Source organism: Rugosibacter aromaticivorans (assembly GCF_000934545.1).
Lineage (GTDB): Bacteria > Pseudomonadota > Gammaproteobacteria > Burkholderiales > Rhodocyclaceae > Rugosibacter > Rugosibacter aromaticivorans.
The window spans coordinates 683,933-701,716 of sequence record NZ_CP010554.1 but is presented as its reverse complement, the minus strand read 5'-3'; the positions used below and the strand labels follow the sequence as shown (position 1 = coordinate 701,716).

Annotated in this window: 15 protein-coding genes; 13 read left to right on the top strand and 2 right to left on the bottom strand. The window is 56.5% G+C overall.

What is annotated here, in order from left to right:
- Positions 1 to 7 precede the first annotated feature (7 nt).
- From PG1C_RS03655 to PG1C_RS03595, 13 genes are all read left to right on the top strand, one after another.
- Positions 8 to 1,009 (top strand): DUF58 domain-containing protein, encoded by a 1,002-nt coding sequence (locus PG1C_RS03655; RefSeq protein ID WP_202636061.1) that lies wholly within the window; start codon positions 8 to 10, stop codon positions 1,007 to 1,009.
- Positions 939 to 2,954, top strand: coding sequence for a transglutaminase TgpA family protein (locus PG1C_RS03650; RefSeq protein WP_202636060.1), 2,016 nt, complete (start codon positions 939 to 941; stop codon positions 2,952 to 2,954). Before PG1C_RS03655 ends, PG1C_RS03650 begins: the two co-directional genes overlap by 71 nt.
- A gap of 11 nt (positions 2,955 to 2,965) precedes the next feature.
- Positions 2,966 to 3,991 carry a lytic murein transglycosylase B gene (gene mltB / locus PG1C_RS03645; protein ID WP_237218284.1) on the top strand — a complete coding sequence of 342 codons (1,026 nt, stop codon included), beginning with the start codon at positions 2,966 to 2,968 and terminating at the stop codon, positions 3,989 to 3,991.
- Positions 3,992 to 4,048: 57 nt separating this feature from the next.
- Entirely contained in the window at positions 4,049 to 6,589 is a 2,541-nt protein-coding gene (locus PG1C_RS03640) for a DEAD/DEAH box helicase family protein (protein ID WP_202636058.1), read from the top strand.
- A 194-nt stretch (positions 6,590 to 6,783) separates the two neighbouring features.
- Positions 6,784 to 7,215 (top strand): GxxExxY protein, encoded by a 432-nt coding sequence (locus tag PG1C_RS03635; protein ID WP_202636057.1) that lies wholly within the window; start codon positions 6,784 to 6,786, stop codon positions 7,213 to 7,215.
- Between the two features lie 57 nt (positions 7,216 to 7,272).
- Positions 7,273 to 8,775 carry a class I SAM-dependent DNA methyltransferase gene (locus tag PG1C_RS03630; RefSeq protein ID WP_202636056.1) on the top strand — a complete coding sequence of 501 codons (1,503 nt, stop codon included), beginning with the start codon at positions 7,273 to 7,275 and terminating at the stop codon, positions 8,773 to 8,775.
- A 1-nt stretch (position 8,776) separates the two neighbouring features.
- Complete coding sequence (locus PG1C_RS03625; RefSeq protein WP_237218283.1) at positions 8,777 to 9,841, top strand: restriction endonuclease subunit S; 1,065 nt, start codon at positions 8,777 to 8,779, stop codon at positions 9,839 to 9,841.
- Entirely contained in the window at positions 9,838 to 12,132 is a 2,295-nt protein-coding gene (locus tag PG1C_RS03620; RefSeq protein WP_202636054.1) for an AAA family ATPase, read from the top strand. Before PG1C_RS03625 ends, PG1C_RS03620 begins: the two co-directional genes overlap by 4 nt.
- A gap of 387 nt (positions 12,133 to 12,519) precedes the next feature.
- Positions 12,520 to 12,669, top strand: coding sequence for a lytic murein transglycosylase (locus PG1C_RS14965; RefSeq protein WP_202636053.1), 150 nt, complete (start codon positions 12,520 to 12,522; stop codon positions 12,667 to 12,669).
- A 178-nt stretch (positions 12,670 to 12,847) separates the two neighbouring features.
- A complete protein-coding gene (locus tag PG1C_RS03610; RefSeq protein ID WP_237218282.1) occupies positions 12,848 to 13,660 on the top strand; it encodes a class I SAM-dependent methyltransferase in 813 nt (270 codons plus the stop codon).
- A 182-nt stretch (positions 13,661 to 13,842) separates the two neighbouring features.
- Positions 13,843 to 14,295: a DMT family transporter gene (locus tag PG1C_RS03605; RefSeq protein WP_237218281.1), complete on the top strand. Its 453-nt coding sequence runs from the start codon at positions 13,843 to 13,845 to the stop codon at positions 14,293 to 14,295.
- An 8-nt stretch (positions 14,296 to 14,303) separates the two neighbouring features.
- Complete coding sequence (locus tag PG1C_RS03600) at positions 14,304 to 14,687, top strand: DMT family transporter (protein WP_202636052.1); 384 nt, start codon at positions 14,304 to 14,306, stop codon at positions 14,685 to 14,687.
- Positions 14,684 to 15,874 (top strand): DegT/DnrJ/EryC1/StrS family aminotransferase, encoded by a 1,191-nt coding sequence (locus tag PG1C_RS03595; RefSeq protein WP_237218280.1) that lies wholly within the window; start codon positions 14,684 to 14,686, stop codon positions 15,872 to 15,874. Before PG1C_RS03600 ends, PG1C_RS03595 begins: the two co-directional genes overlap by 4 nt.
- A gap of 10 nt (positions 15,875 to 15,884) precedes the next feature.
- Here PG1C_RS03595 and PG1C_RS03590 read toward each other — a convergent pair whose 3' ends face one another.
- Both PG1C_RS03590 and PG1C_RS03585 read right to left on the bottom strand, forming a co-directional pair.
- Positions 15,885 to 16,742: an arginase family protein gene (locus PG1C_RS03590; protein ID WP_202636050.1), complete on the bottom strand. Its 858-nt coding sequence runs from the start codon at positions 16,740 to 16,742 to the stop codon at positions 15,885 to 15,887.
- Positions 16,723 to 17,784: a GNAT family N-acetyltransferase gene (locus PG1C_RS03585; protein WP_202636049.1), complete on the bottom strand. Its 1,062-nt coding sequence runs from the start codon at positions 17,782 to 17,784 to the stop codon at positions 16,723 to 16,725. Before PG1C_RS03585 ends, PG1C_RS03590 begins: the two co-directional genes overlap by 20 nt.

Sequence of the window (17,784 nt, the reverse complement as noted above, 5' to 3'; positions counted from 1 at the left end):
GCCAATCATGCTGCCTCGGCTGCGCCACTTTCTACACGAGCGCTTTGTGCGCTGGGCACTGCGCGTGCCTACGCCCGAGCCAACACCCATCACGCTGGTTCAGCGGCGTGTGTATGTGCTGCCCACACGCGTTGGACTGGCCTTTGCCGTTGCGCTCATCACTATTTTTCTGGGTGCGGTGAATTACAACCTGAGCCTGGGCCATGCGCTAGTTTTCTGGCTGGCCGGGCTGGGCATTGTGACGATCCTGCATACCTTTCGCAATCTCGTGCAGCTCACCCTGCGGCCAGGGCGCTGCCCGCCGGTCTTTGCGGGTGATCTGGCCAGCTTTGATCTTTTACTGGAAAATACCCGGCGGGACGCGCGCATCAACATGCAGTTGTCATTCTCGGGTGAACCACCTGTCGAGATTGATCTTCCCGCGCACACTACCAACACCGCCACGCTCACGCTGCCAGCCACCCAGCGTGGCTGGTTGGCCCTGCCGCGAGTAACCGTCGAAACCACCTGGCCGCTGGGCCTGATACGTGCGTGGAGCTATATCGCGCCGGATATGCGCTGCCTGGTTTACCCCGCACCCGCACGCAACGCACCACCGCTGCCTTGGAACAGCGAAGCATTCCAGGGCGCAAGCAATGTCGGTCAAGGTGCGGATGATTTTGCCGGCCTGCGCCATCACCAACCGGCCGACCCGCCGCGTCACGTCGCGTGGAAAGCCGCTGCACGGCAAGACGACGGAAAACTGCAAACCAAACTCTTTAGCGGCCAGTCGGCGCAAGAGCTCTGGCTAGATTGGGATGCCGCACCCAGCGCACTCACCACCGAGCAGCGCATCGCGTGCCTTACCCGCTGGTTGCTGGATGCCGATACCGCTGGCATGCACTGGGGCTTGCGTCTGCCATCCGTGCGTCTCGCCCCCGCGCAAGGTGCCGCACACCGTGCCGCCGGATTACAAGCGCTGGCGCTATACGCATTACCCGCCGCATCACGTGCTCATGGCACGCCTTGATCGCCCGGTAAGCCGCCGCCAAAGCCAGTGGCTTCTGCTTGCTGCTGTCACCGCGTTTGCTCCCTTGGCCACGCATATGCCGGTGTGGCTGACGCTATGTGTTGGCGTGGCCTTTGTCTGGCGTGCGTGGCTCATTCAGCGCGGTGGGCGCTTGCCGCCACGCTGGCTGCTCGTGTCATTGGTCGTCGCTGGTTCACTCGGCGTCTTTTTTGAGTACCGCAGCCTGTTTGGCCGCACACCGGGCATTGCGCTGCTGCTGATTTTTCTCTCGCTCAAGCTCATGGAACTGCGCGCGCCACGCGATGCGGTAGTGACCGTGTTGCTGTGCTACTTTCTCATCCTCGGGCAGTTTTTATTTACCCAAACGCTGCTCACAGCGCTCATGACATGTCTTGCGGTTGTCATTACCACCGCCGCCTTGCTCGCCGCCAATAATGATCGGCCAACCATCAAGCAACAATTTGAGCACGCGGGTCGCCTGCTGTTGCAAGCGCTGCCCTTCATGCTGTTGCTGTTTATCCTTTTCCCGCGGGTGAACGGCCCGTTGTGGGGCCTGCCAGAAGACCGCCGCACAGCGCTTTCCGGGCTCACCGATGCCATGGCGCCGGGCACCATTGCACAGCTTTCACAGTCAGACGCCATTGCCTTTCGCGTCGCGTTTACTGGCGCAGCGCCCGCGCAATCCAGCCTGTATTGGCGCGGCCTGGTAATGCCTGATTTTGATGGACGCACCTGGCGCGTATCACAAACCCGTGAGGCCTACACTACCCCGCCGTATGCTGAAGAAAGCAGGCGTAGCAAGCCGATCGACTATGAACTCACCCTCGAGCCGCACGGCAAACGCTGGCTCTTCGCACTGGAATTCCCCACCACGCTGCCCACGGAAAGCGGCCTTACCCGCGACTATCAATTGTTATCCCGGCAACCTGTGCGCAGCCGCATGCGCTACACGCAGCGCGCCGTGCCGGATATCCGAAAAGGCCTGACTGACCCGCCAGAGGTTTTGCAGGAATCTCTGGCCTTGCCCAAAAACAGCAACCCGCGCACCCGAGCCATAGCGATCAGCTGGAGGCAACGTCATGGCGACAATGACGCCGCCATTGTGCAAGCAGCCGAAGATTTTTTTAGTCGCCAGCTGTTGCGCTACACCCTCAACCCGCCCCTTACCGGCAGCGATAGTGTCGATGAATTTTTGTTTGACAACAAACGCGGCTTTTGCGAGCACTTTGCCTCCGCCTTTGCCTTTGCCCTGCGTGCCGCCGGTGTCCCCGCGCGCGTCGTGGCCGGGTATCAAGGCGGTGAGATCAACCCCGTCGACGGGTTTCTGGTCGTGCGCCAATATGACGCCCACGCCTGGACGGAAGTATGGCTTGCCAAACAAGGCTGGGTGCGCGTAGACCCGACCGCCATTGCCGCACCACGGCGCATTGACAGCAGCCTGGCCACCGCCATCCCGGCAGATGAAACACTGCCTTTTTTAGCGCGCAATGAAATGGCCTGGCTCAAGGCCATTCGTTACCAGATCGACGCCGTCACCAACGGCTGGAACCAATGGGTGCTGGGGTATGACCCGCAACGCCAGCGCGATTTATTAACTCGCCTCGGGCTGGATGCCGATTGGCGCAACATGACAGCCCTCTTGGCTGTGCTCTGCGGCACGACCTTGCTGCTGCTCACCGGCTGGGTGCTGCGCCAGCGCGAGCGTATCGATCCCGTCCGCCGTGCCTGGCGGCGCTTTACCGCCAAACTCGCCAAGCGCGGCATTGTCTGGCAGCCGTGGGAAGGGCCGGACACCCTGGCTGCACGCGCGGCTAGCCAACTCCCTCTGCATGCGACAAAAATTCACGCCATCGCCCGCAGTTACGCCCGCCTGCGCTATGCTGCCCACCCGCCCAGCGCGGGCTTGGTCGAACTCAATCAATATATCCGCGACTTGTCACTATGAAATTGAAATATGTGAAATACCTTTTCTTGCTCTGCCTGTTCTTGGCGTTACCCGCGCAGAGTCAAACCAATCACCAAGCCAACAGCTATGCCGAGCGTGAGGATGTCAAAGCATTCATCGACGAGATGGCCACCGAATACAGTTATGACCGCATGACACTCGATGCACTGTTTCGCGTCACCCAGCCCATTCCTTCAGTGTTAAAAGCCATCCGCCCACCCGCCGATCCGGGGATACGTTCCTGGCGCACTTATCGCAGCCGTTTCGTCGAGCCAGTGCGCATCGCGGCGGGTAAAGCCTTCATGCAGCGCTACGCCAACGAACTCGCTGCCGCAGAGACGCGCTTTGGCGTGCCGAAAGAAATTATCGCGGCGATCATCGGCATCGAGACGATTTACGGCAAACACACGGGCAACTACACCACTTTCTCCGCCCTCACCACGCTGGCCTTTGACTACCCGCCGCGCGCCAAACTATTCCGCCAGGAGCTGATTGAACTGCTCCTGCTGGCCAGGGAAGAAAATCGCCCGATACTGAGTTACACCGGCTCCTACGCAGGTGCGCTGGGCTTGCCGCAATTCATGCCCTCTTCACGACGAAAATACGCGCTGGATTTCGACAACGACGGCAAGATTGATCTCGCCGCCAGCCCTGTGGATGCCATCGGCAGTGCAGCAAACTTTCTGGCCGCGCACGGCTGGGAAAAAGACGGCCCCATCGCCGAGCGCGTCACGGTTAGCGGCGATGGTCTTCAGGCCCTGCTGGATGAAGGCATCGCGCCGCAGCGCCGCCCCAGCGAATTGGCTACACGGCAGGTACAGATTCAAAAAATCGGCGCTGGTGACACGGCGACAAATGGTCGACTCAGCGACCAACCCGCCGCCTTGATCGACCTCATCACCCCCGACGCGCCCACCGAATACCGCCTGGGCTACCAAAACTTCTATGTCATCACCCGCTACAACCGCAGCAGCTTCTACGCCGCTGCGGTGATGGATTTGGCTGAGGCGCTGAAAGACTCATCCGTCAGTCAATGAACTTGTCTGCAACTCAAAACACATCTTGAACTAGACTGCGATAAGAGAACAAAATCAGTGTCCAATAAAGAAGCCACAGCCCGCATCAAGATCAACAAGCTGCTTGAAGCCGCTGGCTGGCGATTCTTTGCAGAAGGCGATGCGCCAGCGAACATTCGCCTCGAACCCAGCGTCACGCTCAAATCATCTGATCTGGATGCCCTTGGCGAAAACTTCGAGAAAACCAGCAAGGGCTTCATCGACTTTCTTTTGCTCGATGCCAAAGGCTTCCCGCTGATCGTCCTGGAGGCCAAATCAGAGGACAAAAATCCGCTCGTCGGCAAGGAGCAGGCGCGCAAATACGCCAAGTCGCAAAACTGCCGCTTCGTCATTCTCTCCAACGGCAACCTGCACTACTTCTGGGATTTGGCGCGCGGTAATCCTTATCTGATTACCTCCTTACCTACGCCGGATTCAGTCACCGGTTACCAGCAAGTCACACCCAACCCGCAGCGCCTTATCGAAGAAGTCGTTAATGATGACTACATCGCGCTGACCCTGCGCCCGCACTATCAATCCGATGCGGCGTGGCGCAATGTAGCCGAACGCCCCGGCTACATACAGGCCAACAAACTGCGCTTCTTGCGGCCTTATCAGTTGAAGGCCGTGCATGTCTTGCAACAGGCGGTGCAAGAAGGCAAAGACCGCTTCCTGTTCGAGATGGCCACCGGCACCGGCAAAACACTCACCGCTGCCGCCGTCATCAAGCTCTTCCTGCGTTCCGGCAATGCCCGGCGCGTGTTGTTTCTGGTGGATCGCCTCGAACTGGAAGATCAGGCCAAAAAAGCCTTCGCGGCGCTGCTGTCCGCCGATTTCCAGACCGTGATTTACAAGGAGAACCGCGACGACTGGCGGCGCGCCGAGATTGTCGTCACCACCGTGCAATCGCTGCTCTTCAACAACAAATACCAGCGGCTTTTTTCGCCGACCGACTTCGACCTGGTCATCTCCGACGAAGCCCACCGCTCCATCGGCGGCAACGCCCGCGCCGTGTTCGACTATTTCATCGGCTACAAACTTGGCCTTACCGCCACGCCGCGCGACTATCTGCGCCGCTTCGACGGCTCCAACGGGCGCACCCGCGATCCGCGCGAAGCCGAGCGGCGTCTGCTGCTGGATACCTACCGCACCTTCGGCTGCGAAAACAGCCAGCCCACTTATCGTTACTCGCTGCTCGACGGCGTAAAAGAAGGCTATCTCATCAACCCCACAGTGGTGGATGCCCGCACCGAGATCACCACCGAACTGCTTTCCGAAGCAGGCTATGCCGTCACGCTGGCTGACGATGCGGGCAATGATCAGGAAGAAACCTACAAGCAGCGCGAATTCGAAAAACGCTTTTTCTCCGAAGCCACCAACCAGCTTTTCTGCAAAACCTTTCTCGAAAACGCCCTGCGCGACCCGGTCAGCGGCGAAATTGGCAAATCCATCATCTTCGCCGTCAGCCAGCACCACGCCGCCAAGCTGGCGCAGATTCTCAACCAGATGGCCGACCGCATGTTCCCGGCCAAATACCAATCCGACTTTGCCGTGCAAGTCACTTCGCAAATTCAAGACGCCCAGCAATTCACCATCACCTTCGTCAACAACAACCTGCTCGGCTCGGCCAACTTCATCCCCGCTTACAAAACCAGCAAAGCGCGCGTCTGCGTCACCGTCGGCATGATGACCACCGGCTACGACTGCCCGGACATTCTCAACCTCGGCCTGTTCCGTCCGATTTTTTCGCCGACCGACTTCATCCAGATCAAGGGGCGCGGCACGCGCAAGCACAACTTCCTCGAACAGCTTTTCGATGACAACCTCAAGGACAGCATAACGAAGCCGCAGAAGACCGCCTTCAAACTCTTCGACTTCTTCGCCAACTGCGAATATTTCGAAGAGGAGTTCAACTACGACGAAGTGCTCAAGCTGCCCAAACCCCAAGGCAAAGGCAGCGATAACGGCGGCGACACCAGCCCGGCAGGGGTCGATGGCGCTTATGAACACCTTGGTAACGATCTCATTGCCTCGCTCAAGGTCGAGCAGATCACCCAGGAAGGCATGAAGATCGACCGCATGTTCTTCGAGAAATTCGAAGACAGCGTGCGCGACAACGCCACCATCGCCGCCGCCGTCGAAGCCGGGCAGTGGGATCGCGTCATCGACTACGTCAACCGTGAAATCTTCGACAAACCCCACGAGTACTACAGCCTCGACAAACTGCGCAAAGCTGCCGCCGTGGATCGGCGCCTGACGTTGCGTGAAATCCTCGAAAAAGTCTTCGGCCTTATTCCGCGCTTCAAGTCCAGGGATGAACTGCTGGAAGAAGAGTTCGCCAAGTTCGTCGCCGACACCAAACCGGAAGGTACTGCCGCCATCCCGGCCATCAAAACCTTCTTCAAGGCCTACGCCACCAGCGACACGGTGCGCGGCATCATTGAGAGCGGGCACTTCACCGACCTGGCCACCAACCCGTATTTCTCCACCCGCGACTTCAAGGCCGTGCCCGCAAAATACCGCGCCATGATTCCCGATTACATCAAGGACTATGTGTCTTTGAACCAGTTCGCGCCTTGAATCATGAATCCATTCAGGCAGCGTTTGTGTGTGGCGAATTCGCCATAATTAAAACCCCTCGAATTCGAGGGGTTTAGCGTTATTCCACCCTAAAAGCCAACCCTATGAGTAAAACCAAAAAAAACACTATCGAGGTTCAGGGAACATCCATCTCACGTCCAGAGAGAACCATATTTTGCATGAGCAAATAAAACATGGATAAACAGGATAGACAGGATTCGGGTTTGAAACACGAAGAGATCACAAAGACGGTTATTGGCTGTGCGTTTGAAGTTATCAACGAGCTTGGTGCTGGCTTCCTTGAATCGGTCTATGAAAAAGCCCTTCTCTTGGCTCTGCGGCAAAAGAGCCTGTCGGTAATCGCTCAGCATCCTGTCAAGGTGATATTCAGGAACGAGTGCGTCGGGGACTTCTTTGCTGACCTTTTTGTTGCAGGAAAGGTCATTGTCGAACTGAAAGCCGTCAAGGCCATTACGCCGGAACACCAAGCACAGATCATCAACTATCTCAACGCCACCGGGATCGAAGTTGGCCTGCTCATCAACTTCGGCACCCCCAAACTCGAATACAAACGCTTCACGAGAAACAAAAACATGAGCATGGATAAACAAGATGAGCAGGATTAAAGGCTTTGGGTTTTTATCCTGCGAATCCTGTCTATCCATGTCAAATAAGGTTTCCCCATGCTAGACACCACCACCAAACGCCGCATCGACAGCGCCCGCGATATTCTCGTCGGCAAAGTCCCCGACCCCAAAAGCCAGGTCGAACAAATCACCATCGCCCTGATCTACAAGTTCATGGACGACATGGACGCCGAGAGCGAGGAACTCGGCGGCAAACGCAAGTTCTTCACCGGCAACTTCGCCCGCTACGGCTGGGCCAAGCTCATGCGCAGCGGCCTCGGCGGCCATGAAACGCTCAACCTCTATGCCGAAGGCATTACCAAAATGCCGGAGAACCCCGGCATCCCGCCGCTGTTCCGCGACATTTTCAAGAACGCCTACCTGCCCTACCGCGACCCCGAGACGCTGAAATCGTTTCTGAAAATCATCGACGAATTTTCATACGACCACAGCGAGCGCCTCGGCGACGCCTTCGAATATCTGCTCTCTGTGCTCGGCAGCCAGGGCGATGCCGGCCAGTTCCGCACCCCGCGCCACATCATCGATTTCATGGTCGAAGTCATCGACCCGAAGAAGAATGAAACCGTACTTGACCCGGCCTGCGGCACTGCCGGGTTCCTCATCTCGTCCTACAAACACATCCTTAACCAAAATTCCTCCTCGCCCCTCGCGGGATACCGAAGGGTAGGGGCTTCATCAGAGGGTCGGGGTGAGGGGACGGCTGTACGCCCCGGTGATTTGCTCACCCCGGACGAGCGCGGCGCGCTGGCCAAAAACTTCAAGGGCTACGACATCTCGCCCGACATGGTGCGCCTAAGTCTCGTGAACCTCTATCTGCACGGCTTCACCGACCCGCATATTTTCGAGTACGACACCCTGACCAGCGAAGAACGCTGGAACGACTTCGCCGACGTCATCCTCGCCAACCCGCCCTTCATGTCGCCCAAAGGCGGCATCAAGCCGCACAAGCGCTTCTCCATCCAGGCCAAGCGCAGCGAAGTCCTGTTCGTGGACTACATGGCCGAGCACCTCACCCCCACCGGCCGCGCCGCCATCATCGTCCCCGAAGGCATCATCTTCCAGAGCCAGACCGCCTACAAAGACCTGCGCAAACTGCTCGTGGAAAATTCCCTCGTCGCCGTCGTTTCGCTCCCGGCGGGCTGTTTCAACCCCTATTCCGGGGTGAAAACCTCCATCCTCATCCTCGACAAGTCTCTCGCCCGCCAGAGCGACACCATCGCCTTCTTCAAAGTCGAGAACGACGGCTACGGCCTCGGCGCCCAGCGCCGCGCCATCGAAAAGAACGACCTGCCAACAGGTGCAGGCCGAACTCGCTGCGTACCTGCACGCGCTGCGCTCCAAAGCCTCCACCGAATCCATCCTCTCCCTCGCGTCCACCGCCCAGATAGTGCCAAAGGAGAAGATCGCCGCGAATGGCGACTACAACCTCAGTGGGGAGCGGTATCGGGAGGCGGCTGCACGCGCTTCGTTTTTCCCGAACATCCCACTTGGCGAAGTGTGCGATCTTATCGGCGGTGCAACCCCGTCAAAGCAGGATGAGTTGTATTGGACAAACGGCTCGGTGAAATGGATTTCATCGAAGCACATCGACGAACGCGGACTCATCATCGATTGCGAACTCATTTCCAAAAAGGCGGTTGAAGAGACGTCCACACGAATTGCTCCCAAAGGTTCGACCATCATCATCACCCGCGTCTCCGTCGGAAAGTTCGCATTCGCAAACGACGACTACGCCATCAATCAAGACCTCACGGCACTTGTATCGAAAGACAATGAGCGCCTCGCACCTGAGTTCATTCGTGTCGCAGCACACCACATCGCTCAAGTGGTTGAACGCAATGCGGAGGGAATCGGTATTCGTGGAGTGACGCGGCGTTTTCTCTCCGAACTCCAAATCCCCCTGCCGCCGCTGGAGGTACAGAAGGAGATTGTGGCGGAGATCGAGGGCTACCAGAAAGTCATCAACGGCGCCCGCGCCGTCCTCGACCACTACCGCCCCCACATCCCCATCCACCCCGACTGGCCGATGGTGGAGCTGGGGGATGCCTGCATTGTGAATCCCCGCAAGTCCGAGATTGCCAACCTTGAAAGCTCAACAGTCGTGTCATTCGTCCCGATGTCGGACATCGGCGAGCATGAGATGTTCTTCGAACCAAGAGAAACGAAGCAATTGAACGAAGTGACCACGAGTTACACCTACTTTAGGGACGGCGATGTCCTTCTGGCGAAGGTGACACCGTGTTTTGAAAACGGAAAGGCTGGTATTGCACGCAGCTTGCGCAACGGCATCGGTTTCGGCTCAAGTGAGTTCTATGTGCTGCGGCCTACCGATGTTGTGCTTCCCGAGTGGATTTTCATGTGCGCCGCAACGCCAGCATTCCGCATGTATGCAACGCCGCAGATGACGGGAACTGGCGGATTACAACGTGTTCCGCGCGCGGTTGTGGAGAGCTATGAAATCCCCCTCCCACCCCTCGCCACGCAGCAAGCCATCGTCGCCGAGATCGAAGCCGAGCAAGCGCTGGTCGCCGCCAACCGCGAACTGATCGCCCGCTTCGAGCAAAAGATTCAGGCTGCTCTCGCTCGCGTCTGGGGGAAAACATGATTACAAAGGCTAAGCGGTTAAAAAACATCGGGAAGTTCTACGACTTCTCATCCAGCGCGAATGATCTTGATTGGCATAAGAACACGTTTGTTTTCGCGCCCAACGCTTACGGCAAGACCACCTTCGTCAATGTCCTCCGTTCACTTCGCGATAACGATCCGAAATTGATTCGCTCCCGAAAGACCTTGGGCGCTAAGGCGAACCCCGAAGCAGTGATTGCAATTGGCGGTGTGAACCATGTTTTCGATGGGTCACGGTGGGACAAACCGCACCCAGACATACAGATTTTTGATGCGCCGTTCATTCAGGCGAACATCCTCACGCACGAGATCGGCCACGAACACAAGAAGAACATCCACAAGATCATTATCGGTGAGCAGGGTAAGAAACTGGCTGAAGATCTGTCGGCGCTAAAAACGAAGGAGAAGGCCAAGAGCCAGGAAGCAGCCAATCTTGTCGCGCAGTTCAACAGGGGTGGCTTCACTCTATCCATCGACGCAATCCTCGCCATTCCTGCGGCAGAGGAAACCGCTGTTGGTGAGCGAATTCAAAAGCTGGAGCAAGATATCAAATCAAAGGAGTCCGAGGAAACTGTCCAGAAACTCGGCTATCCCCGCCTGATGGCGGCTCCATCATTCGATCTATCCGGCGCTAAAGCACTTGCAAGCAAGAAGTTGGTTGCTGTTCACGAAGCCGCTGAGAGAGAGGTTCTTGCCCACATAGACCACAATTTCAAGGATAAGTCTCAAGCAAGGCAATTCATCCGGCAAGGCCTTGACGCGATGCAGGCGGATTGCCCTTTCTGCGGGCAGGACCTCAAGAACGCCGCCGATCTCTTGAAGGCATACCGCGAGTTTTTCGACGAGACATTTCGCGCCTATCAGCAAGGTATTGTCCAGCAACTGACATCCATCGAGAAATGGAATCTCGACAACGACCTGACGGCACTGATTTCGCTCCACAACGCAAATCTTGCGACAGTGCGGCAGTGGGAGAAGTACCTTGGGGAAATGAAGTTATCCGATTTCGCGACGACGGTTGATAGGTACAGCGCCGGACTTGCAGCGTCGAAAGGCAGGGTCCTGTCCGAACTTGAAAAGAAGCAGAAGGACCCGAACGCCGATGCCGACCTCTCGCCCATTGACGCGCTTATGGCTGAACTTGCCGCCTTGAAAGCGGTGGCTGATGAGTACAACAACGAAGTTTCCGCCTTCACGGAGAAAGCGAAACAGTACGTTGCCAGTCTTCCCAAGTCGGACGTTGTTTCGATCCGCGCAGACCTGACGAAGCAACAAGAAATCAAGAAGCGCTTCACCCTGGAATGGAAGAGATGGGCAACTGACTACTCGGCAGCGACAAAGGACGCGGGCGCTTTGCAGAGCCAGAAGAATGCGAAGCAGAAGGAGCTTGAGGAGGCAGGCAAGACCATCTTCGACACGTACCAGAAGCGCATCAACGAACTGCTTGGCACCTTGGGAACGGATTTTGCCATCACCGGGCTGACCGGAAAAACCGACGAGCGGGCAAACGAGAGTTATAGCGATTTCGGCTTTCTAATCTTGTCGCAGACTGTCCCGCTGACGACTCGGCAAGAAGAAGCGCCGTGCTTCAAGAATACGCTGAGCGAAGGTGACAAGAGCACTCTAGCCTTTGCTTTTTTTATAGCAGCGCTGGAGAAGACCCCGGTACTCGACAAGCAAATCGTTGTTTTCGACGACCCGCTTTCCAGTCTCGACGAGACCCGGCGCGAGGCAACGGCCCGCTTACTACTGACCCTGTCACCTACCGTAAATCAACTCAACGTGTTTACGCACAAGCGAGATTTCCTGCACATGCTTTGCGACAAGATGCCAGAAAACAAGACATTGCAAGTTCGTTCCGATAAAAAGCACGGTAGTCAATTTGCCGTTCTGGACATGGAGGAGGATCGCAAGAGCGCTCATGCCCGCTTGATCGAAAGCATGGAGCGTTACCTCGGTGAAGATTTCGGACCAACAGCCGAGACGATGCAGGGCAATTTGCGGAAGCTCTTCGAGACCGTTCTGAAAACCAAGTACTACCGTGTGCTTGCGTCTGACATCAAGGCCAAGCACGGATTGGCAACTCTGTTGACCACCCTTTTCGTGGCTGGGCTTGTCGACGTAGTCATCAAGCCGCGCTTGTTTGACCTATGCTCGGTCGCAAACGGCTCGCATCACGGCGAAATTGTCGATGTAACTGCCCGGCACCTCACTCGCGACGAGCTTCTCCCGCTAATACGCGAAGCTCTTGACCTTGTCCACAAGGTTTGAGATGGAAGAAACCACCGAACTCACCAACTACCGCCGCTGTCCTTCAAGACACCGAAGGAGCAGGAATACATCGCCTTCCTGTGGGACGCCTTCGAGACCAACACCACGCACGGCACAAGATGTTGCAATCAGAATACGGTGCGTCATAGCAACCGATTGCAGCGAACGGCGCTACATGCCGCTGCTGAACCGGGACGTTGCCACACCCGAAAGCTGGCACCCTTGACATACCCTTCTTGGTATAACCATGCTCCGAGTCGTTCAGGCTTGATTCTTGAGCGTGCGGCATAAATGAACGGTAAACATTTCAAGCGCTGAAAAGTTGGCGCTGATGACACAGCGCTTAGTAATCAACCCGATGATCAGCTCAGCAGCCAACCCGCCGCATTGATCGACCTTATCACCCCCCGACGCGCCCACCGAATACTGCCTGGGTTACCAAAACTCTATGTCATCACCCGCTACAACCGCAGCAGCTTCTACGCCGCTGCGGTGATGGATTTGGCGGGTGCATTGAAAAAATTCACCGCTTTCTAGCCTGCCTATGTCCATGCCCTGATGGGTACAGCCACATCCGGCTTGCGCTGGAATGCCTATCGCGGTAAGTTTCTCGCTGACGAGCGCTGTCTGCCTATTACCGCTCGTGGTGCGGTGTAGTCAAAGAGATTCATCTTGACTATTGAACCGCATTACCCTTGGCGCAAAGGAGAAACCCTTGAACCCTAGTACCGATAAAATCTTCGCCGGCCCCATTCCGCAGCTCTATGAAGAGTATCTCGTGCCGATGATATTTGAGTCCTATGCCGCCGACCTGGTGAATCGGATGACTTCACGACCCCTTGCTCGCGTGCTCGAGATTGCCGCCGGCACAGGTGTTGTGACTCGCGCGCTGGCATCCGTGCTACCCGAAAGCGTCTCCATTGTTGCGACAGATCTGAATCAACCAATGCTGGATATGGCTTCCAAGATTGGAACCCAGCGCCTTGTGGAGTGGCGTCAGGCGGACGCTATGCAACTGCCCTTTGAGGACGCAACGTTTGACGCCGTGGTCTGCCAGTTCGGAGTCATGTTCTTTCCTGACAAGTCGAAGGCGTTTTCGGAGGCACGTCGGGTTCTCAGGCCAGGCGGCGTTTTCATGTTCAACGTGTGGGATCGCATCGAGGAGAACGAATTCGCTCACACGGTGTCGACTGCACTCGAAACGCTCTTCCCCAAGGACCCTCCGCGCTTCATGGCCCGCACACCGCATGGCTACTACGACCACGCTACTATTGCGCAAGACTTGAAAATCGGTGGATTCAGGTCGGCACCCCGCATCAATATTGTCGCGGCACGCAGTCAGGCCACGTCCGCGCAAATTCCTGCCATTGCATACTGCCAAGGGACGCCACTGCGTAGCGAAATCGAAGCGCGTGGCAAGTCGCTTGGCGAAGCAACCGACATCGCAGAGTCAGCCATCGCCCAACGGTTTGGGCTGGGTTCTGTGGACGGCAATATCCAGGCACACATTGTCACTATCGAGTGCTGACTATCGCCATGCTCATGGGCAGCCTGTCGCTGCACGCAGCATGCAAGTCGAAAAGTCGGCGCTGGTGGCACGGCGAAAAGCTTCGAAGCTGACCGGAGGAGGCACAGATCTGCCTCTGGAAAGCCTTCTTGGGGGACGGTGCTAATCGATCAACCCGCCGTGCGCTGCCACCGAATACCCGCTTGACTAACATACTGATGCACCTGTCGCTACCCCCAGAAACGACGCGGTTTTGTGATAAGTTGCTCCCACCTTTTACTTCACTAATTTTCGCTTTGTCCAATCTCGCCATCCTCTTCTGGCTGCTCAACATTATTCTGGATACCGCCGGACATCTGGCGTTCAAATCAGCCGCAATCGCCGAGCATGAGACCGAGTGGCAGCGCTGGAAAAGCATGCTGGCTTCGCCCCCTTTATGGATAGGTATCAGTTGTTTCTGCCTGGAATTCATCGTCTGGCTGGCGCTGCTGTCCCTCGTGCCCTTATCGATGGGCATGCTGGTCGGTTCCATCAATATCGTCATCGTCATGCTGGCGGGCAAGCTGCTGTTCGGTGAACGCCTGGATCGCATGCGCATCATCGGCATGTGGCTGGTCACTATCGGCGTTGCGCTGGCCGGCGGATTTGTGTCATGAGCGCCAGGATGAGCAAAAAACATTTTTATGTGATTGGTTTCGGTGCGCTGATACTGTTTGATACCTTCACGCAAGTTTGCTTCAAGCTCGCTTCCGCCCATGCCGGCGAATTCGCCTTGACCTCCCTCTGGTTGCACGAAATAGTCTTCGGCCCGTGGATTTACGGTGCCGTGCTCGGTTACTGCGGTGCCTTTATCACCTGGATGACGCTGCTTAAACACGCCCCGATCGGCCCCGCTTTTGCCGCTTCGCATTTGGAGGTGATTACCGTGCTGGCCATTTCGGTCATGTATTTCGGTGAGCACTTGTCACTCACGCAAGTCTTCGGTGGCCTGTGCATTGTGGCGGGAATTATTTTCCTCAGCATGAGCGAGACGGAGCAAGCGCATTGAGGGAAATCCCGCCCACTGCCGGGCTGCCGCTGACATGGCGCGATCTGTTCCCTGCGGGTGCATCGCTGGAACAGGGGCTGGCCCACTTTATCCACGTGCCCGCTGTCCAAATCACCTGTTCGGGTACAGCCGCACAAATCATTACCCTGACCACGCTCAAGCGGCAAAGCCCTCGCCGCAAGGTCATCCTGCCCGCTTACACCTGCCCATTGGTGGCACTAGCCATATTGCATTGCGGGCTGCAGCCGGTGCTGTGCGACTTGCAGCCCGACCACTTTGATCTCGATCATGATCGACTTGCGGCCTTGTACGATGCGAATACGCTGGCGATCATTGCCACCCATCTCGGCGGGCGCGTAGCCAATTTGTCGCCGGTACTGGACATCGCACGCACTAGCGGGGCTTATGTCATCGAAGATGCGGCGCAGTCCCTCGGCGCAACCTGGCAGGGGCAGCCGGTCGGCATGGCCGGCGATGCGGGGTTCTACAGCCTGGCTGTCGGCAAAGGGCTGACCCTCCATGAGGGTGGTGTCCTGATAACGCAAGATGCTTTCCTGCGCCAGCAGTTTCAAGCCACTGCGGCCGAAATCGCTTCATTCAAATGGCTGTGGGAGCTGCGCCACAGCCTGGAACTGCTGGGTTATGCGGCACTGTATCAACCATGGGGGCTGCCGTTTGCCTATGGCTTGCCCTTACGCCGCGCCTTGCAACAAGGGCAATTGATCAAAGCCGTTGGCGATGATTTTTCCGACGACATCCCACTGCACCGTGTAGGTCGCTGGCGTAAAGCCGTCGGTGCCAACGCGCTAAAACGTTTGCCGGAATTTCTCGATGCGCTGCATCTGCAGGCCATGCAGCGATTGGAAAAGCTTGCAGCCATTCCAGGTATCAAGATCATGCAGGATGAACCAGGGGGCAAAGGCACATGGCCATTCTTCATGGTCTTGATGCCCACTCAGGCCGCGCGCGATGCGGCATTGAGGAAACTGTGGGGTGCCGGCTTAGGCGTCAGCCGCCTTTACATCCATGCGCTTGCCGATTATTCCTATTTGGTTGATCGGGTAGATAAAGCAGACATCCCCCATGCGCGTGATTTTGCGGCACGCATGCTCACGATCAGCAACAGTTTGTGGCTGGATGAAACTAAATTCGAGCAGATTTGCCAGGAAATTGCCGCGGCTATCTAGCCCGCATTGATTAGCCGGATAGGCATTGCAACAGCTTAAGGTTGATCGCCTGTTGCTCAACCTGCCAGCGCTCAAGGTCAGCTTCGGCAATCTCTGGTTGACCATCGATGCCGCTAAGAAAGCGTTTGAAACGACTTTGATAAGAATAAACAGAGATGTCCCCGGTAACATCACAACCAATGAGGCGGCGCTTGAGCAGGCCGATGGCCGCTTCCAGATCGGAGAGACGCATCACGCCTTGATCCCAGTTGGTATGGGCATCTGCGACGGACAGCACATCCTTGTCGATGGTGAGATAAATCGGGTCAGTGGATGATGCAAGATAGTCGGAAAAGGCATCGAGCATGGGGGCTATCGCAGCAAAGGATTGACTCTGCTTGATGCCTAGCAGCCACATCCAGCCCAAATCCCGCCCCACACACCAGTAGCGGACTTTGCCGGAATGCAAATTACGCAAATGATTTTCCCAGCCATGCGCTGCTTCTACATCTTTTGAGGTGATTCCAAGCACATGCACCTGGGATACAAAGGGGAGCCGACTGACGTGCCACACCCAGGAGCCGCAATGAATGCCAAACGGGTAGCGCATGTTGTCCGGGTGATTATCAAACACGACCACCTGTATTGATCGGTTAAGGCGAGCATAGCGCCCAATCAGCAAGTAGCTGAGATGATGGAAGTCGCCACTGCCAATAAAAGCCACATGGGGCTGATGAGCCAGCGCGTCGCCGAGAGTATCTTTTAATCTGTCCAGCACGTTCATCCTGCAGCCGAAGCGAATTGCTTCCTGCCTGTCGTGCAAGTCGATGCGCTGCTCGCCGGTCAATGGCTTGACCGATCGGTCAAAATCAAGAACGAGTGGTTTCATGCCAACGGCGGTCTGATTCGAAAAGGCGCTTGAATGGACGCATCGCCTGTCGCAGCAACGCGTTGCGAATGTACACCGCGTGGCAAGTGAAGGTGAAGCTGGCGCCTAAATGCCGTTTGATTTCAGGGTCTGTCCAGCCTGCAACGTAATAACGCAAACCTTGCTCCAGCGCATAGCGCAGATTAGTTATCCAACTGACAAAATACAGATTGTGCTCGCGTGAGGCCGGATAGGAAAACCCGACGTATTTATCCAGCAGCATGCCGTCGTGCACAAAGCACAGGTTGTAGCCGATTAACTTTCCCTCCACCCGATAAGTGAACACGATGCCGCCGCAGGATGAATCCTGTAGCACCGCGCGGAAGAAATTGGGTGAGAGCAGGTCAAAGTGGGTTTCACTCTGATCATAAACCTGACGATACAGCGCGTAATACTCTGCCAGTAAAATCTCGTCGTTGAATCTCGCATCGCCTGTGGGAATTTTATCGATTGCCAATGCTGGATTAGATCGGGTCTTGCGTTTAATATCCTTGCGCCGGGACTTGGGCATGCGTGCCAAAAACTCATCGATCGAGGTGAAGTCAATGGGTACATAAGCCAGTGCTTGCCCCTCGATGATGAAAAACCCGGATTGTTGTGCCGTGGCAGTGAAAGCCTGCACATAGGTGTGAGCCGCTTCACCAACCAGCCGGGGTTCGCTGGGCAGGTCTTTGACAATAAGGAAAGGATAATCGGCAGCGGCCCGTAACAGGCTGACCAGGAAATCATCAGGGGCTTGTGATTTAGGCAGCAGTCCATATTCTGAGACTGTGGCACCGATAAAACAGGTTCTCGGCTGTAAGAACTTGCGCCACCAGCGATAGAACGGAAAGTTTTCAAACTTCCGGCGATCACTCGGTGCCATCGTGGTGAGCAGATTGAAATTGGTTTCAAATGCGGGCACCCCGCTGATATTGAAAACCGGAAACCCCTCGGGCGGATGTTGGAAAAAATGCCGAATTAACGCGGCGGGTTCAATCAGGTTGTGTGGATTTTCCTGCAT